The organism is Bradyrhizobium sp. NBAIM14 (assembly GCF_020193895.1).
In the GTDB taxonomy this organism is placed as follows: domain Bacteria; phylum Pseudomonadota; class Alphaproteobacteria; order Rhizobiales; family Xanthobacteraceae; genus Bradyrhizobium; species Bradyrhizobium yuanmingense.
The window spans coordinates 441,287-461,417 of record NZ_JADYVQ010000003.1 but is presented as its reverse complement, the minus strand read 5'-3'; the positions used below and the strand labels follow the sequence as shown (position 1 = coordinate 461,417).

22 protein-coding genes, 1 tRNA gene and 1 pseudogene are annotated in these 20,131 nt (G+C 64.4%); 11 read left to right on the top strand and 13 right to left on the bottom strand.

The features are described 5' to 3' along the window. Positions 1–22: 22 nt before the first annotated feature. The 3 genes from I6F28_RS11240 to I6F28_RS11230 all read right to left on the bottom strand — a co-directional run bounded on the left by I6F28_RS11240 (position 23) and on the right by I6F28_RS11230 (position 1,711). The gene (locus I6F28_RS11240) at positions 23–415 is read right to left on the bottom strand and encodes a curlin (RefSeq protein WP_036029059.1); all 393 of its coding nucleotides are present in this window, start codon (positions 413–415) and stop codon (positions 23–25) included. Between the two features lie 119 nt (positions 416–534). Further along, a complete protein-coding gene (locus I6F28_RS11235; protein WP_036029057.1) occupies positions 535–936 on the bottom strand; it encodes a hypothetical protein in 402 nt (133 codons plus the stop codon). A gap of 133 nt (positions 937–1,069) precedes the next feature. Continuing rightward, positions 1,070–1,711 carry a response regulator transcription factor gene (locus I6F28_RS11230; RefSeq protein ID WP_157280488.1) on the bottom strand — a complete coding sequence of 214 codons (642 nt, stop codon included), beginning with the start codon at positions 1,709–1,711 and terminating at the stop codon, positions 1,070–1,072. Between the two features lie 589 nt (positions 1,712–2,300). Here I6F28_RS11230 and I6F28_RS11225 point away from each other — a divergent pair. The 4 genes from I6F28_RS11225 to I6F28_RS11210 are packed head-to-tail and all read left to right on the top strand — an operon-like array spanning position 2,301 to position 6,030. Then, positions 2,301–3,725 carry an efflux RND transporter periplasmic adaptor subunit gene (locus I6F28_RS11225; RefSeq protein ID WP_225139892.1) on the top strand — a complete coding sequence of 475 codons (1,425 nt, stop codon included), beginning with the start codon at positions 2,301–2,303 and terminating at the stop codon, positions 3,723–3,725. Beyond that, positions 3,722–4,447, top strand: coding sequence for an ABC transporter ATP-binding protein (locus I6F28_RS11220; protein WP_225139891.1), 726 nt, complete (start codon positions 3,722–3,724; stop codon positions 4,445–4,447). Before I6F28_RS11225 ends, I6F28_RS11220 begins: the two co-directional genes overlap by 4 nt. Then, the gene (locus I6F28_RS11215; protein ID WP_225139890.1) at positions 4,444–5,667 is read left to right on the top strand and encodes an ABC transporter permease; all 1,224 of its coding nucleotides are present in this window, start codon (positions 4,444–4,446) and stop codon (positions 5,665–5,667) included. Before I6F28_RS11220 ends, I6F28_RS11215 begins: the two co-directional genes overlap by 4 nt. A 42-nt stretch (positions 5,668–5,709) precedes the next feature. Continuing rightward, the gene (locus I6F28_RS11210) at positions 5,710–6,030 is read left to right on the top strand and encodes a response regulator transcription factor (protein WP_198399585.1); all 321 of its coding nucleotides are present in this window, start codon (positions 5,710–5,712) and stop codon (positions 6,028–6,030) included. Positions 6,031–6,987: 957 nt separating this feature from the next. On the opposite strand, the gene I6F28_RS11205 is transcribed toward I6F28_RS11210, so the two are convergent. Further along, complete coding sequence (locus I6F28_RS11205) at positions 6,988–7,560, bottom strand: hypothetical protein (RefSeq protein WP_036011195.1); 573 nt, start codon at positions 7,558–7,560, stop codon at positions 6,988–6,990. A gap of 393 nt (positions 7,561–7,953) precedes the next feature. Between I6F28_RS11205 and I6F28_RS11200 the strand changes: the two genes are divergently transcribed. Continuing rightward, positions 7,954–8,613 (top strand): peroxiredoxin, encoded by a 660-nt coding sequence (locus I6F28_RS11200; RefSeq protein WP_036011192.1) that lies wholly within the window; start codon positions 7,954–7,956, stop codon positions 8,611–8,613. 122 nt (positions 8,614–8,735) lie between these two features. Here the strand turns inward: I6F28_RS11200 and I6F28_RS11195 are convergent, their stop codons facing one another. Beyond that, entirely contained in the window at positions 8,736–10,466 is a 1,731-nt protein-coding gene (locus I6F28_RS11195) for a methyl-accepting chemotaxis protein (protein WP_225139889.1), read from the bottom strand. A gap of 158 nt (positions 10,467–10,624) precedes the next feature. On the opposite strand from I6F28_RS11195, the gene I6F28_RS11190 reads away from it, so the two are divergent. Together I6F28_RS11190 and I6F28_RS11185 are read left to right on the top strand one after the other, a co-directional pair. Next, positions 10,625–12,016: a cryptochrome/photolyase family protein gene (locus I6F28_RS11190; protein ID WP_249781902.1), complete on the top strand. Its 1,392-nt coding sequence runs from the start codon at positions 10,625–10,627 to the stop codon at positions 12,014–12,016. Between the two features lie 66 nt (positions 12,017–12,082). Further along, positions 12,083–12,376 carry a hypothetical protein gene (locus I6F28_RS11185; protein WP_036011186.1) on the top strand — a complete coding sequence of 98 codons (294 nt, stop codon included), beginning with the start codon at positions 12,083–12,085 and terminating at the stop codon, positions 12,374–12,376. A gap of 116 nt (positions 12,377–12,492) precedes the next feature. On the opposite strand, the gene I6F28_RS11180 is transcribed toward I6F28_RS11185, so the two are convergent. Then, complete coding sequence (locus tag I6F28_RS11180) at positions 12,493–13,365, bottom strand: DMT family transporter (protein WP_225139888.1); 873 nt, start codon at positions 13,363–13,365, stop codon at positions 12,493–12,495. Positions 13,366–13,464: 99 nt separating this feature from the next. Then, entirely contained in the window at positions 13,465–13,911 is a 447-nt protein-coding gene (locus I6F28_RS11175; protein WP_036011182.1) for a hypothetical protein, read from the bottom strand. Positions 13,912–14,208: 297 nt separating this feature from the next. Between I6F28_RS11175 and I6F28_RS11170 the strand changes: the two genes are divergently transcribed. Beyond that, positions 14,209–14,472: a hypothetical protein gene (locus tag I6F28_RS11170; RefSeq protein ID WP_225113203.1), complete on the top strand. Its 264-nt coding sequence runs from the start codon at positions 14,209–14,211 to the stop codon at positions 14,470–14,472. 24 nt (positions 14,473–14,496) lie between these two features. Here I6F28_RS11170 and I6F28_RS11165 read toward each other — a convergent pair whose 3' ends face one another. Both I6F28_RS11165 and I6F28_RS11160 read right to left on the bottom strand, forming a co-directional pair. After that, the gene (locus I6F28_RS11165; RefSeq protein WP_036011176.1) at positions 14,497–14,958 is read right to left on the bottom strand and encodes a host attachment protein; all 462 of its coding nucleotides are present in this window, start codon (positions 14,956–14,958) and stop codon (positions 14,497–14,499) included. 38 nt (positions 14,959–14,996) lie between these two features. Beyond that, positions 14,997–15,407, bottom strand: coding sequence for a DUF3775 domain-containing protein (locus tag I6F28_RS11160; RefSeq protein WP_036031620.1), 411 nt, complete (start codon positions 15,405–15,407; stop codon positions 14,997–14,999). A 247-nt stretch (positions 15,408–15,654) separates the two neighbouring features. Here I6F28_RS11160 and I6F28_RS11155 point away from each other — a divergent pair, with 247 nt between their 5' ends. After that, positions 15,655–15,939, top strand: a complete 285-nt coding sequence (locus I6F28_RS11155) for a hypothetical protein (protein ID WP_036031624.1) — start codon at positions 15,655–15,657, stop codon at positions 15,937–15,939. Positions 15,940–16,264: 325 nt separating this feature from the next. After that, the gene (locus I6F28_RS11150; protein WP_225113206.1) at positions 16,265–17,227 is read left to right on the top strand and encodes an AraC family transcriptional regulator; all 963 of its coding nucleotides are present in this window, start codon (positions 16,265–16,267) and stop codon (positions 17,225–17,227) included. Positions 17,228–17,300: 73 nt separating this feature from the next. On the opposite strand, the gene I6F28_RS11145 is transcribed toward I6F28_RS11150, so the two are convergent. The 3 genes from I6F28_RS11145 to I6F28_RS11135 all read right to left on the bottom strand — a co-directional run bounded on the left by I6F28_RS11145 (position 17,301) and on the right by I6F28_RS11135 (position 18,779). Beyond that, positions 17,301–17,377, bottom strand: a tRNA-Arg gene (locus I6F28_RS11145). 149 nt (positions 17,378–17,526) lie between these two features. Beyond that, positions 17,527–18,045 (bottom strand): hypothetical protein, encoded by a 519-nt coding sequence (locus I6F28_RS11140; protein ID WP_225139887.1) that lies wholly within the window; start codon positions 18,043–18,045, stop codon positions 17,527–17,529. A gap of 161 nt (positions 18,046–18,206) precedes the next feature. Further along, a complete protein-coding gene (locus I6F28_RS11135; RefSeq protein ID WP_036011161.1) occupies positions 18,207–18,779 on the bottom strand; it encodes a hypothetical protein in 573 nt (190 codons plus the stop codon). A gap of 181 nt (positions 18,780–18,960) precedes the next feature. Here I6F28_RS11135 and I6F28_RS11130 point away from each other — a divergent pair, with 181 nt between their 5' ends. Continuing rightward, positions 18,961–19,347, top strand: a complete 387-nt coding sequence (locus I6F28_RS11130; protein WP_036011159.1) for a VOC family protein — start codon at positions 18,961–18,963, stop codon at positions 19,345–19,347. A 58-nt stretch (positions 19,348–19,405) separates the two neighbouring features. Here the strand turns inward: I6F28_RS11130 and I6F28_RS11125 are convergent. Further along, positions 19,406–19,902: pseudogene (locus I6F28_RS11125) on the bottom strand (hypothetical protein). Between the last annotated feature and the right edge of the window lie 229 nt (positions 19,903–20,131).

The window sequence follows — 20,131 nt, the reverse complement described above, 5'->3', positions numbered from 1 at the left end:
TGCCTCACCACTTCGGATCTGCTCACGGAACCTGCTGGAGGACAGTCGATCCGTTCAGGATCCCGAGCTGTCCGACGCCGGCGGTGTTGTTCGCGCCGATCTGGCCGATCAGGCTCGAATTGGAGCCGCCAACCTGGCCGGTCAGCGCGGTATTGGTTGCGGTCGCAGTGGTGCCGCCCTGCCCGATCACGGAGGTGTTGACGGTGAGCAGCGAGCCCGTCTGCAAGGTCGTCGCGGCATTGGTGGCGCCGAACTGCATCGTGGTGGCGCTGTTGCTGGTGCCGCCGCTCTGCGAAATGAACGAAGAGTTGGTCGTGCCGAATTGCAGCACGCTGGCCGAGTTGCCGGCCCGGGCATCGGCTGCCGTCAGTGCACCGAATGCTGCGAGAGTTGCAATGAAATAGGTGATCCGCATGTCCTGTCCTCCGCGAGAATGAGCCGGCGTCGCAATTGACCGTCCTGCCCGGTAGCGGTGCTCTAGAGAGTGGCCCGGACGCACCAACCTGGGTGCGTCCGACCCAAACCAACCGTGCCTCAGTTCGCCGTCTGCGAGACGGTGCTGCCGTTGATGCCGAACACGCTGAGCTGGCCGACGGCGGCGGAGTTGTTCTGGAGCGCGGCAGGCCCGAACGAGTTCTGGGTGATCGCGCTGCCGTTGTTGCCGAGCGCCACCTGGCCGGTGGCCGCCGTGTTCTGCACGCCGATCTGGTTCACGGTGCTGCCGTTGTTGAGCGAGGCAGCACTGGTGCCCTGCATCGTCGTCGCACCGTTGATGATGCCGAGCTGGCTGGTCGACGAGGTAGAGTTGGTGAGGCCCTGCTGCGAAACGCTCGAAGAGTTCACGACGCCGACCTGCACCGTGGTGGAGGTGTTGGCGGCCTGAGCTGCGGAGGACAGAGCGAACACGGCAACGGAAGCAAAAAACAATTTACGCATGGAGTATCCCTTTCTGGCCAAGTTGTCTGACTGGTTTCGGATGCCTTCCCGGAAAGAGGCCGACATCGTAGGGGTGAGACTGAACCGATCCTGGCCGGCGCGACAGACTGCAGTTCATGCTAGTCGCTACGGACTAGACGCTGCGTGTCGTCTCGGCTTGGCGCCCCATGCTGTCGACCAGGCGCACCACCTCGATCGGCGTACGCAGCTGCAGCTTTCGCATCATCCTGGCGCGATGGACCTTCGCGGTCACTTCGCTCACGCCGAGTCGTGCGGCGATCTGCTTGGCGACGAGCCCTTCGGCCATCAGCAGCATGATCTCGCGCTCTCTGGCCGTCAGCGTCTCGACGCGTTGGCGGGCTTCACGGACGCTGTCTTCGCGTTGCAGCCGCCTGCGGTCGCGCTCGATGCCGTGCCTGATCGCATCGAGGATCTCCTGCTCGCGAAACGGCTTTGGCAGAAACTCGACCGCGCCGCGCTTCATCGCCTCGACCGAGACGCGGACGTCGGAGTAGCCGCTGATGAAGACGATCGGAATGGACACGCCCGTCTCGGCCAGCCGGCGCTGAAGCTCGAGCCCGGTCGGCGACGTGCCGGGAAACCTCACGTCAAGCACGAGGCATGACGGCCCGGGCGAAACGGTCTCGGTGAGGAACTCGTCGGTCGAGGCGAACAACTTCACCTGATGCCCGGTCTCCTCGCAGAGACTTCCGATCGCGGCTCGAATCTGGGCTTCGTCGTCAACGACATAAACTGTGGCTTGGTCCGAACTCATGGCAATGGGCTCCCCGGCTTGGGGCTCGATGAAAGGGCAACGAGCTATCCATTCTTCTTGCAAGCGAGATCAAGGTGCTTGGATGATTCGCGCAGATCGAGCCAAGCGCGTCGGTCTGCCGGTTCGATGTCATAGGGCCAACACGCTCCGGAGGCGAGTGAAGGCGTTCACATATCGGGCTTCGTGATGGGAGGACGTCGATCTTACCGCCGGCGGCATCGGGGCGCACCGACATCGAGAATGCGGCAATGCTGCGTCGTGGTCTCGCCGGCTGCATCATGGCATCGCCACCCATGTGTCGGCTCGACGCCAGCTGCTGGCCGCTCCGGCCGGATCAGACGGGACGTTCAGTCAGCTTATCGAGATCGATACCGCGCGCCTCATATCGATACGCTCCGTATGCATCCTGATCAAATCACGAAAAGTAGCACCCCACCTGCTTTACCACTGGATGATGCGCCACGCCCGACCGTCAGCCCGGCGAGGACGACATACTGACATTCGATACAACCTTAGACGTTTTACAACCATAGCGAGCTTGCCACTTTTTCCTGATTCCCCGAAATTAATTCAATCGGCGAGTTTTGATATGCGATTTGTGCCAGCATTTGCCTTGCTCGGAGCTTCATGCGGCCTCGCTGCGATCCTCTACGCCGGTCCGGGCACGATCGCCGGCGCTGCCGGGAGCGCGGCGGACACGGCCGCTCGCGGCTATGAGCAGACCAGGCGGCTGCTCGTGCCCGGCGGCCGCGAAGCGCCGACCATCGGATCGGATGCCCCCTTGTTCCGCTATGCCTCGATCCAGCGTGGCAGCATCGAGCAGACCGTCACCGTCACCGGCGCCCTGCAGCCGGTCAAGACGATCGAGGTTGGATCGCAACTGTCGGGGCAGCTCGCCCGCGTCTATGTCGACTTCAACGACACCGTCACCAGGGATCAGCCGCTTGCTCTGATCGATCCGCGCAGCTTTGCGGCCAAGGTCGACGAGGCCCGGGCGTCGCTGGCCGTCGCCAATGCCCTGGTCGACATCGCCAGGGCCAAGCTCGACCGGGCCAGGATCGATCTGCAGAATGCGAGGGGCAGCCGCGACGTGCTCGCGGCCAAGCTCGAGAGCGCGCAGGCGGTGAAGTCCTCGGCTCAGAAAACGCTGCAGCGCAAGCTGGCGCTGCAGTCGCAGAACGTGGTGGCGACGACCGCGGTCGACGACGCACAGACCGAATTCACCGCGCGCCTCGCCCAGGAACGCGAAGCCGAGATCCTGATGTCCCTCAACTCCTATTCGGTGGAGGGTGCGCAGGCCGACGTCCGCCGCATCGAGGCGGAGCTGCAGCAGGCTCGCATGGCGGTGCCGGAGAAAGCCGCCGTCCTCGCCGCAGCCCAGGCCGATCTCGACCGCACCATGATCCGTTCGCCGATCGACGGCGTCGTGGTCGGCAGGTTCGTCAACGAGGGGCAGACGCTCGCGGTCGGACTTGAAGCGCGCACCACCTTCATGGTGGCGCACCGCCTGGAGGACATGGAGATTCACGCGCAGGTCGATGAAGCCGATATCGGCCGCATCGCGCCCGGGCAGCACGCGCATTTCACCGTCGACGCCTACCCGGACCGCCGCTTCGAGGCCGTGGTGCGCCAGGTGCGCAAGGCGCCGCAGACCCAGCAGAACGTCGTCACCTACACCGTGGTGCTGGCGACCGCCAACCTCGACGGCGCGCTGCTGCCGGGAATGACTGCCCTGGTGAAGATCGTCATCGAACGCCAGGACGACGTGCTGAAAGTGCCGCTTGCAGCGCTGCGATTCCAGCCGACCGGCACGCGGCCGGACACCGGACGCAGCGGCGTGTGGGTGCGCACCGCCAGCGGCGCGCTGCAGCGCGTCGCCGTCACGGTCGGCGCCGCCGGCACCGAGCAGGTCGCGCTCCGGAGCGGAGACCTCGTCGAGGGCAGCGAGGTCGCCGTCGGCCAAGCCATCCGCCCGGCGGGCATGGAAATACTCGGAATCAGGTTCGGGTCATGACCGCCGCTGCGCCCCTCATCAGCCTCCAGTCGGTCAGCAGGACCTATCGCACCGAGGGCGTCGCGGTGGCCGCGGTGCGCAATGTCAGCTTCGACATCGCGCAAGGCGAGATCGTCGCCGTGATGGGACCGTCCGGCTCCGGCAAGTCGACGCTGATGAACATGATCGGATTGCTCGACCTGCCGAGCGAGGGCGCGGTCTATCTTCAGGGCGCCAACGTTGCCGATCTCACGGAAGATCGCCGGTCGTCCCTGCGCGCTCGCAGCATCGGCTTCGTGTTCCAATCCTACAATCTGCTCGCCCGCCACGATGCCATCGAGAACGTCGCATTGCCGCTGGTCTATTGCGGCATCGCGCGCAAGGAACGCATGGCGCGCGCGGAAGCGAGCCTTCAGGCGGTCGGCATGCTGCACCGGGCCCATCACTTCCCGCGGCAGCTCTCCGGCGGCGAGCAGCAGCGCGTCGCGATCGCGCGCGCACTGATCGCCTCCCCCCTGATCGTGCTCGCCGACGAGCCGACCGGCGCGCTCGACAGCCGCACCGGTGCCGAGATCCTGTCCCTGTTCGCCGCGCTCAACCGGATCGGCCAGACCATCGTCATGATCACCCATGATCCCGGCATCGCGGCCCAGTGCCGGCGCACGATCCACCTGCATGACGGCGAGCTCGTCGGCGACGAAACGCAGGCCCCTGCTCTGGCGAAACGGAGCGCTGTGTCATGACGATGCTGCAGGGCTTTCAGATCGCGTTGCACGCCCTGCGCCTCAATCCGCTGCGCAGCTTCCTCACCATGCTCGGCATCGTGATCGGCGTCGCCTCGATCGTGACGGTGTTCGCGATCGGGGCCGGCGCGCAGCTCCGCCTCCAGGAGCAGATCCGTTCGATCGGGGCCAACGTGCTGATGATCACCCCCGGCGCGGTCTACCAGGGCGGTGTGCGTCTCAAGGACGGCAGCAAGCTGACGATGACCGAGAGCGACGTGCAGGCCATTATCGAGCAGATCCCGGAAATCCAGGCCGCAGCCGGCTCCATCGCGGGAACGGCGCAGGTCATCCACGAGGGCAAGAACTGGAACACGACGATCAACGGCACGACCACCGGCCACTTCATGGTGCGCGACTGGCAGCTCGCGGCCGGGCGCTATTTCTCCGCCACCGAGGAGGCCGGTGCCGGCAAGGTCGTGATCCTCGGAAGCACGGTCGCGCGCGAGCTGTTCGCACCCGGCGACGATCCCATCGGCGCGCAGATCAGGATCATGAAGGTCCCGCTCGAGGTGGTCGGCGTGCTCGACCGCAAGGGACCGGCTCAGGACGACGTCGCCTTCGTGCCGCTCACCACGGCCAAGCTGCGCTTCCTCGGCAGCGCCAGCAAGATCAACCGCGACGCGGTCGCCTACATCATCGCCAAGGTCGCCGCAGACGGTCAGATGGCGGGCGCGAGCGCGGAGATCGCGAACCTGCTGCGGCAGCGCCACCGCATCCCCGCCGGCCAGGACGACGACTTCAAGGTCCAGGATCCCGCCGCCGCCATGGAAGCGCAGCAGGGCGCGATCCGCACCGTCGCGCTGCTGCTCGTCGCCATCGCCTCGGTTTCGCTGCTCGTCGGCGGCATCAGCATCATGAATGTCATGATCGTGTCGGTCACCGAGCGCACGCGGGAGATCGGCATCCGCCGGGCGCTCGGCGGGCGGATGCGCGACATCCGTCTGCAGTTTCTCTGCGAAGCGCTCGTCCTCTGCCTGCTCGGCGGCGCCATCGGTGTCGCCGGCGGCATCACGCTCTCGATGACGGTCGCCCGCATGGCCGGTTGGGTCACCTCGATCGACGGCCAGGCGATCGGCCTGTCTCTCGTCTTCTCGATCGCGACCGGCCTCGTCTTTGGCTTCTATCCAGCCCACAAGGCGTCCAAGCTGAGCCCGATCGAGGCGCTCAAGACGGAGTGAGAGCATGCCGGGATGTTCGCAAAGGCCAGGGAGGCATCAGCCATGAGCTCGGATCCGAAGGACTTGATCGCACCGACGCCGCGCGAACGGGAGCTGATGACGCTGATCGCGCGGGGGATGCAGAACAAGAACATCGCCTACGAGCTCAACATCTCGGAAAACACCGTGCGGGCTCATATCGGCAACATCATGCGCAAGTACCGGCTTCAGAACAGAACGCAGATCGCGATCGCTTTTGCCCTGCACACGGCGCCATCGTCGCTCCGCCGCGATCTCGCCAAGACCGAGCTCTATCCGGCCGCGACGAAGCCGGCGCAGGCGCTTGCACCGAATCCACCGGCGGCGCAGACCGCGCCGGATTGAATGGTTGCAGCTACCATCCCTTGCGTTGCCCGACGGGCAAAACATCCAATCTATGGGTCAACGCACGCGGCCCAAAATATTCCGCTTTACCGAAATTCGGAAATCGCCTATGTGTCGCGCAACCCGGCCCAAGGAAGAGGGGCGTATCGCGATCGTCACGAACGCGGGCCGGGGGGCGGTGGACGCTGATGGCGTTGGCGCGAAAGGGTTTGCAGGGCGGAGAGCCGTGAGCAAAGACCTCGCGCATACGACCGGTGTCATCGGCGTACGGCAAAATCGTGTGGTCCTGGCGCCCGGGGTCTGTGCGCCAAGTCTTGCGGTGATGTTGCGGCCCAACCGGGCAAGCGCATCAGCCATCCGCAAGGCGACGGGGGCAATAGTGCATCGCTCCCCGGGGAGAGCACGACATAAGCCGTAAAGCCACTGCGCAGGGAAGGCCGGATGTTTGGCTTCACCTGTATGCCGCTGTGCAAATTCTTCGTTGCCACCTTTCGCACAGTGGACCGTGGGTGCCCGGCCGGCACCCGGTCTTCCCTGCGCCCTCTTTCAATTGAGGGTGGGACGACAAGGCAAAGCTCGGGCGAGAAATGCCGCGAGGATGCGGAAGCGTGTCCGCGAGCGAAATGCGAATTGAAGAACGGCGCTGCCCACCACACACTCCGTCATTGCGAGCGCAGCGAAGCAATCCAGAAATGTATCCGCGGAGGGATTCTGGATTGCTTCGCTGCGCTCGCAATGACGCTGTTGGGACAGTTGTTTGCCTGAAACTCAGGTCTCGTGCCCGGGACGCAGCGCGGCGTCTCTTGGACGATGCGCTGCAGAGCCGGGGCCCATGTCACAGCGAACCGCGCGGCGTCCTGGGTCCCGGCTCTGCGCCGCACCGCTTACGCGCTGCGCCGCGTCCGGGACAGGAGGAAACCGAACGACGCTGCGAGCCGCGACCGCGGCCCATTTGCCTTACATCCCGATGTCGAACACGTTCGGCAATTGGCCCGCCAGAGGCAGTGCGGTGGCGCCGAGGAAGGTCGCCACCATCGCCATCAGGCGACGGTTGTTCTGGCGCTTGCCACGCATCTGGCCGGCGATCCACTCCAGCATCTCGCTGTTGACCTTGGAGGCATAGGACGGCGCCCAGCTCTCGATCTCGGTGTCGGCCGACAGCGCGACGCTGCGCGGCGGCACCTTCAGGCCCGAGGCGCTCGCGGCATAATGGGCGACCGCCTTGGCAAGCAGGTCGTCGAACCGGCCGCCATCGGTGCGCTCCGTCGCGGCCTCGTTGATCTCGAACAGAACTTCGGCCTCGGCGCGGCTGACCGGCTGGTCGTTGACGGCGGTGGCGGTGAGGATGCGCACGCACCAGGCGGTGTCATCGGCGTCGAGCGAGCGGGAGAAATGCACCCGTCCCTTGGTGGTCGGGCCTTCGCCCGTGATCACGCCGTCCCGCACGACGGAAAGGGCATGAGCTGCGGTATCGCGGCAGGACGGCACGAGGGACGACGGCTCGGTGGGCTTAGGCGCAGCGGCGGACATAGTTCACTTCCAGACTTCTTCTGATCGACCAGCATTTCCATGCCGGCGTAAAGGGGTGGTTAACGATTCGATACGGGGATCGCGACTTTTCTAGATGGTTGCCAATTGGTCGCTATCAGGACCAATCTGGTTCTAGAACGCGCCGGGCGAGCGTGATGAAAGTCATAAAAGGCATTATCGGGGCGAGCGAGACCGTGTGACCCCGGGTGGAGCTGTTTCGCCGCAGCTGCCGCTGTAACAATAAGTTGCTAGAAAATCGGCTCTTCAAAGAAGGAATTCACATTTTACTTGAGCCGGTTCAGTTGGCGTTCACTTAGGCCGGCGAAGCTCTTATAATGGATGTGACGGCCGGAGACGAATTCTCGATTAGATTCAATGAGATGAGGTAAGATCATGACACTTCCGATCGGCGCCACCGCCCCTGACTTCGAAGCCGAAACCACCGAAGGGAAGATCAAATTCCACGACTGGATCGGCAACAGCTGGGCCCTCTTGTTCTCACACCCGAAGGATTTCACGCCGGTTTGCACCACCGAACTCGGCGCCCTCGCCAAGCTGAAGCCGGAATTCGACAAGCGCGGGGTCAAGCTGATGGGCCTCTCGGTCGATCCGGTCGACCGTCATGCAAAATGGTCGGAAGACATCATGGAGACCCAAGGCGCCGCGCCGAACTACCCGATGATCGGCGACACCGATTTCAACGTCTCCAAGCTCTACGGCATGCTGCCAGCCTCGACCTCTGGCGATCCCCTCACCCGCACGCCGGCCGACAACCAAACCGTCCGCAACGTCTTCATCATCGGCCCGGACAAGAAGATCAAGCTGGTGCTGGTCTATCCGATGACGACGGGCCGGAACTTCCAGGAGATCCTGCGCGTCATCGACTCGCTCCAGCTCACCGCCAAGCATCGCGTCGCCACCCCGGCCGACTGGTCGCAGGGCGACGACGTCATCATCGCGGGCTCGGTCTCCAACGACGAGGCCAAGACGATCTATCCGCAGGGCTGGAAGGAGCCGAAGCCCTACATCCGCATCGTCCCGCAGCCCAGATGACTTTTGGCGGTCGCGGATAGCGGCCCCAAAAAGTCATCCCGGGGCGATGCGTCAGCATCGAACCCGAGATCTCGAGATCCCGGGGCTGGTCCTTCGGACCATCCCGGGATGATGACCCAGAATCACGCCGCGTGCACGCGGTCGAGGAAGCTCTCGACCTCGGCCTTCAGATGCAGGCTCTCGCCCGACAGCGCCTGGGCGGAAGCAAACATGCGGCTCGACGTTTCGCCCGTCTCGCTGGCGCCCTTGGCGGCGTGACGGACATTGACCGCGACATCGGCCGTGCCTGACACCGCGGCGCGCACGCTGGCCACGATGTTGTGCGTCGCGCTTTTCTGTTGCTCGACCGCCGCCGAGATCGAGCCTGCGATGCCGCTGATGCGCTCGATGGTCTGGCTGATCGCCTTGATGGCTGCGACCGATTCCTCGGTCGCAAGCTGCATGCTCTCGATCTGGTTCGAGATCTCGTCGGTCGCCTTCGCGGTCTGGCCGGCGAGCGTCTTGACCTCCTGAGCCACCACCGCGAAGCCGCGGCCGGCATCGCCCGCGCGTGCAGCCTCGATCGTCGCATTCAGCGCCAGCAGATTGGTCTGCTCGGCGATCGAGGTGATCAGCTTGACGACGTCGCCGATGCGCGAGCCGGCCTCCGAGAGCTGCGCGATGCGCTGGTCCGTCGCTTCGGCCTGCCGCACCGCCTCGGCGGAGATCTCGTTCGATTCCTGCACCCGGCGGGTGATCTCGGAGATGGATTGAGACAGCTCGTCGGAAGCGGACGCCGCCGAACGCACATGCTCGGAGGCGCTTTCGGATGCTCCTGCCGACTGCGCCGACAGATCGGCCGTGGAGCGCGCGGCGTCGGTGAGTTGTCGCGCGGCGCGCTCGAACTCGCCGGACGATGCCAGCACTTTGTCGAGAATGCCGCCGACGCTGCCGCGGAACCCCTCGACGAAGTTGCGCAGCTCGGCCTTGCGCTGCTCGGCTGCAGCAGCGGTTGCCACTGCCTGCTCAGTGCGCAGGCGCGCCCGTTCCTGCGAGTTGCTCTTGAACACCGCGACCGTGCGGGCGATTTCGCCGATCTCGTCGGCACGGTCCTCGCATTCGATCGCGACGTCGCTCTGACCGTTGGCAAGCGCGGTGAGCGAATGCGTCACCGAGGTCAGGGGCCGGGTGATGCGCCGGACGACCAGCAGGGTCAGGACCAGCACCAGAAGCGCGGCAAGCCCGGCAGCGGCCGCCATGCTCTCCATCGCCTGGGACAGCATGCCCTCGAACTGCACCATGGGGATGCCGACATAGAGAATGCCGGCGACCTTGCCGGTGCCATCGGCGATCGGGAAATAGGCGGTCATGAACGTCTTGCCGAACAGCGTGGCCGGCCCCTTATAGGCCTCGCCACGGCGCAGCGGGGCCTGCCCCGGATGATCGGCGGCCAGCTGGGTCCCGACGGCGCGGTCGCCGTTTTCCTTTTTCACGTTGGTCGAGCGGCGGATGAACTGTCCGCTCGCCGCGTCGAACACGAACAGGGTCGCGTTGCCGCCGACATAGGACACCGCCCGGTCGACGATGGCGTGATCCCTGAAGTCGGGCATTTTGGGGATCTCGGCGCGGACCACCGCGCCGTCTCGGATCGTGATCTTGGCTTCGGGAACGGTCTCCGCAAAGGCCAGCCCCAGCGTGCGCAGATTGACCTCGATGTCGCGCAGGGCGCGGTCAGTGAAGGCGGATGTCAGTGACCAATAGCCGGCGCCGACCACGAGCGCCGTGTTCATTGCGATCAGCAGCACCGCGCACAGGACCGCTTTGGTGCCGAGCTTAAACCGCGGCAGGAACTTCGCCGTTAGAAGATTGGACATGGATGGAATGACCCCCGTAATTCCTGCATATTGGTGCAATTGACTTACAGCCGCATTAACGACGGGTTCCCACCGCCGCACGCCGTACGGTTTCCAATTGGTAAACGAGGCCTTCCCTGACCCCGCCCGTCATCGTCTGGTTTCGCGACGATCTCCGCCTGTCCGACCACCCCGCCCTCCACGCCGCCGCCAAGTCCGGAGCGCCGGTGCTTTGCCTCTACGTACTGGACGAGGCGGCGGGGCGAGCGCCGGGCGGCGCGGCACGCTGGTGGCTGGCGCAGTCGCTGCGGGCGCTCGGAGCCGAGATCGCCGCGCGCGGCGGCTCGCTCGTCCTGGGCAGAGGACCGGCGGCCAAGGTGATCCCTGAGGTGGTGCGACAGAGCGGTGCCCGCGCCGTCTACTGGAACGAGATCGCGCAGGCGCCTCATCAGGCGGTTGAGCGACAGCTCCAAGCGGCCCTTGCGAAGCTCGGCATGCACGCGCAAAGCTTTCCGGGCGACTTGCTGGTCCCGCCCGCGGCGATCCGCACCAAGGACGGCCGGGGCCTGCGCGTGTTCACCCCGTTCTGGCGCCGCGTACTGGCCCTCGGCGACCCGCCAAAGCCCCTGCCCGCGCCGAAGCAGCTGCGCCCTGCACCGAGCATCGCGAGCGATGGACTGGAGAGCTGGAAGCTCGAGCCGACCACGCCCGATTGGGCGGGCGGCCTGCGCGAGGCATGGAGCCCCGGTGCCGCCTCCGCCCATCTGCGCCTGCGCGACTTCCTCAAGCACATTGTTCGAACGTATTCCGGCGATCGTGACCGTCCGGACCGAGACGGGACCTCACGGCTGTCGCCGCATCTGCGCTTCGGCGAGATCAGCCCCCGTCAGGTCTGGCACGCCGCCCGGTTTGCCGCGGCGGAAGATCCGGCACGCGGGCAAGGCGTCGAAAAATTGTTGAGCGAGCTCGGCTGGCGCGAATTCTGCCGCCACCTCCTCCACGATCACCCCAACCTTGCCGCCGAAAACCTGCAGACGAACTTCGATGCCTTCCCTTGGCAGCCCGACAAAGAAGCGCTCACCGCCTGGCAGCGCGGGCGCACCGGATACCCCATCGTCGATGCCGGCCTGCGCGAGCTCTGGCACACCGGCGTGATGCACAACCGGGTGCGGATGGTGGTGGCCTCCTTCCTGGTCAAGCACCTCCTGATCGACTGGCGCGAGGGGGAGGCCTGGTTCTGGGACACGCTGGTCGACGCGGACGCCGGCAGCAATCCTGCCAACTGGCAATGGGTCGCCGGCTGCGGCGCGGACGCTGCGCCCTATTTCCGCGTGTTCAATCCGCAGCTTCAGGGCGAGAAGTTCGATCCTGATGGAGCCTATGTTCGACGCTGGGTTCCGGAGCTGAAGGCCCTGCCCGCCAAGCTGATCCACCGGCCCTGGCAGGCAACGCCGATCGAGCTTGCGAGCGCGGGCATCACGATCGGCAAGACCTATCCGCAGCCGATCGTCGATCATGCCAGGGCACGCGAACGCGCGCTCGCCGCCTACGCAAAGATCCGCAAAGGTTGAGCGTCGCTTTGACACGATTTCGAAACCCGCTATCGTCATCGCTCCATGCAAACCGTGGGGGACGATATGGACGACGAGAAACCGATCACCGAACAGGCGATGGAGACGATCACCACTGCCGTGGAAACGACCAAGGACGCGGCAGTCACCGCAGTCAAGCAGGTGAAGAAAGCCGCCAAGAAGGTCGCGAAGAAAGTAGCGCCGAAGAAGGCGGCCAAGAAGAAAGCCAAGAAGGCTGCGAAGAAGACGACGAAGAAGGCCGCAAAGAAGTCGTCCAAGAAGGCCGCGAAAAAGTCTGCGAAAAAGGCGACCAAGAAAGCCGGCAAGTCGAAGAAGAAGGCCAAGAAGGCCAAGCGCTGATCGCACCGGAAGACGTCTCCGGGTGCGGGCGCGCCCGGAGACAGCCCGCATCTATCCTCGCCGCTTGCTCGGCGTTGAAGCACTTCCGCGTTTCCGGCGAGCCGAACTGCGTGCCGTCAGGACCGCCAATTGACCACAAAGACCGCCGCGGCGCAGAGCGCCATGCCAGCAATGGCAATCGCATCCAGCTTTTCTCCGAACAGCAGATAGGCCATCAGGGCCGTGACGGCCGGAACCAAATAGAACAGGCTCGCGACCGAGGTCGCCGCGGCGTGGCGGATCAGCCAGTACAACAGCCCGATCGATCCGATCGAGAGCGCGACCGCGAGCCAGGCGAGCGCAAGCACAAACTCCCGTGTCCAGTGCACCACGCGATCCTCGAACAGGAAGGCGCCGACCGCGAAGAAGATGGTGACCGCCACGTACTGCACGAGATTGCCGGCGCGCCAGTCGATGTGATTGCAATAGCGGCGCTGATAGAGCGTGCCGAGCGTGATGCTGACCAGCGAGACCACCGAGGCGAGCCAGCCGAGCCCGGCTTCGCCGGTCATCGGACGGTTGTGCAGGATCAGCACCACCCCCCCGAGGCCGAGCACGAGCCCGGCCCATTGCAGCGGCGTGACCCGTTCGCCGAGCCAGCGATTGGCGATGGTCGAGGTCAGGATCGGCTGCAGACCTGGAATCAGCGCCGACAGGCCGGCCGGAATCGAATGCGCGATCGCAATCGCGGTGCCGCCGAGATAGAAGCCGTGGACGAGGATGCCGGCGACGGCGCTGTGCGCGATGCCGGCGCTATCAGGCCATTTCGGCCGGGCGATTCCCGCGATGATTGCCATCAGCCCGACCACGATCGCCATGCGGATGGCGAGATAGGTCAAGGGATCGGCATTGTTGACGACGTATTTGGTGCCGATGAATCCGGTGCTCCAGAGCAGCACGAACAGGATCGGCGCGGCGCGGGCGGCCAGGGCTTCTTGATTATGATTCATTGCCGCCCTCATTGCCCGACCCTCGGCCATGCGGCAATGCGAATTTCGTGGTGACGATATGCTGCGCTGCGACGGAGGATCGCGGTCCGTCTCAGCCGCTCACCATTCGTCCGGGCAGGGATTGACGATCTTCCAGAGCTCGACCCCGTTCTTGATCTTCTTCATGTCCGTGGTGAGCCCGCCATTGCGGCGAATCCAGTCCTTCACCGTGTCGGGGTAGTAGGACATGAGATCGGAGGTACCCTCAGCGCTGGTGACCTTGATGCCGAAGGTGAACGCCTTGTCGTAATAGGCCTGGTGGAAGCCGAGGCTCGCGCGCGGCGTCACGCAGATCTTGTTCATCGGCACGATGCCGAGCACGAGCGTGCAGGCCGAATTGCAGATGCCGTCGATGATGACCCGCTCGCCCTTTTCGCGCACCCGCTTGTACTTGGCCTTGTACTCCTCGACATAGCCGCCGTGGTCGCGCGTGATGTGCAGCTCGGCGCGCGCCGGCGTGGCGGCGGCGAGGCAGAGCAACAGCAGACTCGGAAGCGTGATGCGCATGGCGAGATGACGGCGAAGGCCTTCAGGAATGTACCGGACTCGAGGGGCCGGCAAATGCCCCCGGGCCGGCGGAAGAATTCTGAACCGAATAGTCTTTGGTCATACTTGTGTGGGGAATTCGTTAAGCATCCCGAAAAGGCCAAAAATGGGCAGCTTTGGCCGCATGTCCGGCAATTCTGTCACACCCACCCGGAAATCTGCGGGATTGGCCTTGATTTCTGGCCTCCGGAGCGATGCTTGGCCGCTCGAAATTGCTATAACAGGCTGACCCATTCGAGCGGGTTCCGGAGAATCGAGATGAGCAAGTTGACGCGTGTCGCCGCGGTTGCGGCCTTGACGGCTGCGGTCCTGGCCCCCGCCCTCGCGGAGGCGAACGGCCGCCACCGGTACCACCGCTCCTACGCGAGCCCGCTGCCCTACCCGATCAGCTACCTGCACAATTACGGCCCGGGTATCACCCCCGGCACCTTCGCCTACTATGACGGCCCGGCGACCAACCACTGCTACCGCAGCGCGGCCGCTTATATTGGTCAGGACGGCCGGCGGCACCCCTGCTACTGAGGCGCCGCGGCCGCTGCGGCTCCTCTATTTGGCGGCGCCCGACCGCAGCAATTGCTTCTCGATCTCGTAGACCGGCAGCTTGACGAGGTCCTTGCCGACCTCCCCCTGAAGCGCCTTGCGCAGCCCGTCCGAATAGTCGGCGCGGATCATGCCGAGCGCACGTGGCGAGGCCACCATGGTCAGGGCCGTCGTCTCACCGGAGCTGACGGCGGCATCGAGCCGGCCGGCTAGGCTCCGCAGAAAGGCGCGCTCGGCCTCGTCGTGCCAATCGGTCTGCTCGACCGAGCTGCGTGCGCCGCCGACCGCGCCATGCAACCGGCCCGGCGCGTCGGCCCCCTGAGCGGCGGTCGCGGGATTGGGCTGCTCGTGCACCTCCCTGGTGTGGAGGTTCGGAAACATCTCGTCGCCGAGGTTTTCCAGAATGAGCGCCTTGCGCCCGTCGCACACGACCAGCCAGTCACCCTTGTCCATTCTCATCTTGTCCATCGCAACTTCTCCTTCACTTGCAGACGCCGCATCCGGCATCAGAGCTGTTCTTCGAATTCCTCGAAGGACTTGCCGAATTGCGTCATCGCCTCCTCCAGATAGTCGGCGAGCATTGGCGTACCGATCAGGTATGAGGCGGTACGCTGGTTGTGCGCCTGGGCGGCCTGGGCGCGCAGTTGACGCCAATCGGAGAGATCACCGTCGCCGCGGCCAAGCCAGGTCAGCGCCACGAGATCGATCTGCTCGTCAACATTGAGAGCGCGGATGAAGCCCGCGAGCTCGGCACGGTCGGTGCTTTCGCCGCGCCCACCGCGGCCGTAGCTCATGTCGTCGTCGCCGAAGTCCAGGATGACGCCACCCCCTCCCGCTTCGCTGTCGGACCGGCGCGATTTCGAGATGACGAAGAACACCTTCTCCGGCGAGATCGACAGATCTGGAATGACTCGCATTCAGCTCACCTTGCCCGGCAGCAGGCACCACGCCGCTGCCATGACGGCGACAGTAAGAGCCAAGGCAAACTTGCGAATTGCGCAGGATCAAGCTCAAGTCACGACACGGCCTGCCCGGCCTACGGCCCGCTGCCGAGCCGTGACGTAAGGGTCAGCTCGCCTGTTCATCTGTATTACATTTCGGTTCGGCCACAATTTGATCAGAACAACCTCGATATCCTGCATCGCGTAAGCGAAGGAAGACATCATGAACCTCACGACTGGCCGATTGGCCGCGTTCCTGTTCGGCGCCCTCGTTGCATCGTCGACGGCATCCGCCATGCCCATCGCGCCTGCACCTGCGACACCGCAGGTCTCCGGCGTCGAGCAGGTCCGCATGGTCTGCGACGCCTGGGGACGGTGCTGGTGGCGGCCGAACTATTATGGCTACTACTACAGGCCGCGGCCATATTATTACGGCCCGCGGTACTATGGGCCGCCGCGCTATTACGGGCCGCGCCATTATGGGTACTACGGCTATCGCCGCTGGTGACGTTTGAAGGGGCCTTCGGGCCCCTTCGCTTTTGCGAGATCATGTCTTGCGCAGTGGATCACTGGCCCCAAGCCGTTCATGTTTGATCTAGATCAAAGATGAGATCAGCCGAAAAGGTCACTTATGACGATTTAACCGATCGTGTTTCGGTGCTGTCAACATGAAGGTGCAGAGCGTTGAGGAACGGCGATGAGCCAACGTACCTCATGGCATGATGTCCGCAATACTACGGCCCTGAAATTCGGTTTACTGAAACTCGATGCTTCGCCATTGATGATGCAGCGATGTTCCTTTGATTGTCTCATTTCAGCGGCCGGCCAGAATCATGTTGTTCGACGACCTCGCTCCCTCCTCTGCCCTTCAACTGATCGGCTTCTCCGATGTCGATGCGTTTCGGCCGATTGAGACGATGGAGGATGCGAGGAGCATTCCGCTCGACATCCCGAACTTCGCGGCGGCCCGAGCCATCGTCTCCCTGCCGGCGTGCCGCATCATCGTGATGAGATCGTTCGCGCGGATCCTAGATACCGCTTATCGCATGTCGAGCGGGATGGTGATCCTGTCGATGAGCGACGATCTTCAGGTCAACTTCAAAGGTGTGGATCTCGACGCCCGCTTCTTCGCTGCCCTCCACGGCAACGATGAGTGCCATTTCGTCGAGCCCCGGACCAATCATCACGCCATGATCATCTTCTCCCCCGAGCTGAGAGACCGGGGCTGGTTCGACCGCGCCGACCATTTGCGCGCCCATGTCGCGAACCGGCCCGCCCTGCTCCACACCCGACAGCTCCTGCTCGACATCCTGCGCACCGCGTCAGTGCAGCCAGACCTGTTCGAGACGACCGAGGTTGCGGCCCATCTGCAGGAAGGCCTGCTGCTCGCGCTCGACGATTTGTTTCGAATCGATTCGACGTCGGATCGGAGCACCTCGGTCCACAGCGAGCGGGCGATCAAGCTCGTGCAGCGCATCGACGACTACGTCGCTACCTATCCGACCGCGCCGATCTATACAGCCGATCTCGCCCGCGAGTTCGACGTCTCGATCCGTACGCTCGGCGGCGCCGTCAGCAAGGTGCGGGGCATGAGCCTGCACCAGTACATTCGCCTGAAGAGGCTGTGGGCGACCCGCGCCCGCCTCCTCAAGGGTGGCGTCACCGTGGCCACCTGCGCACGTGCCCAAGGCTTCCATCATCTCGGCGAATTTGCCGCAGCCTACCGCGCGATCTTCCACGAGGCGCCCTCCGACACGCTGGCACGCGGCCGGCAAAGCGGTGTCCCGGCAGGCTGATGGACGCCGCAGGCCCTCGCGGCGGTGACCCGGCATCCTCGCCGCTTTAGAACATATATGGAACAAAGAGGACTGGCGCGCTCGGAAGGATTCGAACCTCCGACCCTCGGAATCGAAATCCGATGCTCTATCCAGCTGAGCTACGAGCGCCCTGGCCCGAGTAGCGGGCCACCGAGATCCGCCGGCCGGCACTGGCGAGGAGCCAGCACACCCGACGGCGGTCGGATTGGTTCGAATTAGCAGAGAGGCCGGCCAATAAAAAGCCCTTCCCACCTCGATCGAGGCAGCCGAAGGCGCCGTCACCAAGTCGTGCTGAAGAGACCGAAATGCGGCTGCTGAGCGACCAGCATCATGGGGCGGCCCGGCTGATGCGCCGGTTGCGTCCTGACGATCTTACGCTTGGGCTGAGCCTGGACAGGAGACGCTTGGGCCTGGAACGTCTGGGGCTGGCCCGCGTCGGACTTCCTCGCTGCGGCGGTCCCGGCCCTCGGCTCTGGCGTGAACTGGGCGAAGGTCTCGCGCACCCGCGTCTTGGCAGACATCTCGGCCAAAGCCGGCGACCGGCTCTCCTGTACCGGTGGCTGGGGAGCCGCAACTGCGGCAGTCTGAACCGCGGGTGCGACAATCGTCGGCTGGCTGGTGTCGAGGACGACGCGCTCAGGCAGATGGCGGTCGGACCGGATTCGGATCAGCGGCTGGTCGTTGCTTGCGGTCGCGACGGCCTGCGCTACGGGCGCCGCCGGGAAAACGAAATCCGCCGCGAACAGCAGTGTGAGCAAAGCTCCACCGACAAAGATGAAATACCTAAAGATGGGCATTGGCCGCGCTCCGCCCCCCGCATCCCCGCGTGGGCTCTGCTCGCCTCAACAGGCGATCTTCCAATTGGTTCCTGGCCCAGCCGTTCGGTTCAAATGGTGATGCATAGTTTTCGGCCAAGGACTGCAGAAGGTAACTTTTCAGCTACCGGGACAAGTCGCCTTCAAGCACGGCGTGCTGCAACCGGGGAACATTTTGCCTGATCGGCATTCACGTTAACGAAGCCGATCGGGATACGCACAAAGGTCTTGCGGCTCTTCATGCTGACCGGATCCGCCAGCACGCGGCTGCGGTCGGTCAGATGACTTCCATCGCGCCGCGTGAAGGCGCAGACGATCTCGACATCCTTTACGGCATAGTCGTTGTCGTTTCGCAGCGTGAACGTCACCAGGGCTTTGGAGCCGAGGCCGCCGCGACGCCAGGTCTGTGATGAAATCCTGAGACGACCAAGTTCTGCTGTCGCCGGCACCTGAGCTTCGGACACTGGCGAGGCTACTTTGGACGCATCGCCGGAGGGAGGCGCTTCAACAGCCGCCAGCTCAGGCCTCACCGGCTCAGCACTGTTGCCCTTGGAGAGAGGTAGCAGCATCCAAATGCCGCAACCGACGATGATTGCCGCCAACAGCCATAGAAGGCTTCGGCCAAATGAGACGCTCGCAATCGTCACCGCCCGCGCCAGTCGTTCGCCGGTGCCGGCCAAGCGCCCCAATCCGAGTCGGTCGAGCCTCGCATTCATGGTTGCACACCGATCGCGACCGCAGCACCATCGAAGATGGATTTAGTCACAGCTTACCTTAATTCGGGCGACGAACTAAGGTTCCCCCAACGTCATGCGAGTCGGCAACGGCGGTGGTGGCCACCGGCGATACTGCTAGCATGCGCCGTAGCATCGAATAGACCCGTTGGGAGAGTATGAAATGCCGTTCGCCGTCGCTTGGGATCACGTCCATCTGCGCAGCCCCGATCCAGAGGCCACTGCGGCCTGGCTGCAGGACATCCTTGGTGGCGAGATCGTGCGCGCGCCGGGACGAATCGACGTGAACCTCGGCGGAGCCAGGATCTTCATCGCGCCGCTCGAGGGCGACAGCGCCGTCAGCCCGCCACCTCCGCACCCGCATCAGGGCCTCGACCATTTCGGCTTGACGGTGAAGGACATCGACGCGGTCGCCGCCGAAATCAAGGCCAAGGGTGTCACGTTCACGCGCGAGCCGACGACCATCCGTCCCGGCGTACGCATCTGCTTCATCCGCGGGCCTGAAGGCATCTCGATCGAGCTGCTCGAGCGCGACAAGAAATATACCTGACGCGACGGAGCGCCCCGCCGTCCAGGCACCGAGCCGGCGACGACGTCACGCCCGAAGGCTAAGTCATGCTACCGGGCATAAAGCAGCGGATGGTGACACCCATGTAGCCGTAGATCGGCCAGACCATGGTGCGTCCCACCCGGTTCGGCTCCGAGATCACGGCCTCCGCGGGCACGTCGACCCAGACGAGCTCCTGCTGCTGGCCATCGAGCGCAAAGCCATAGCGCGGGACGCGAACGCGATAATGCCCGTCCTTGCTGTCCCAGTCGGAGTCCGAGAGCGCCGAACCGTCGGCATCGGAGCAGCAAGGCCCCTTGCCGCTGCGCAGACTGTCGAACCAGGCCTTCAATTCGGGATTGGTGTTGGCGAACTGTCCGCGGTCGCGCACGTGCCCCGAGGAGGCTGCGAGCGCGATCAAAGCCAACGCGGGCGCCAGCCTCGTCAGGCTTGCCCGGCGTATCGCATCACCAATCCGCCGTTGTTCGCTTTTGCAATCGTGGGACGCGCACCGTACAGACGCGGCTCATTGCCGCCGGAATCGATCCAGTTGGTCACGTTCGTCTTGCTCCAGCACCCCGCGGCCAGTGCAACAATGGTTATGCATTTCGCGGGCCAACTCTGATTCGCAACGTCGGGCCTCGCCTCACCATCAGAGCGTCACGACGGTGTCATGGACAAACCGGAACAACTACGGCTCGCAGGCCGCCGCGACCGGCCGGCAAACTGCCTCGTTGCGCGCAGGGATGGGCTTTGGCATAAAAGCGGGACCGGTTGCGCCATTGGG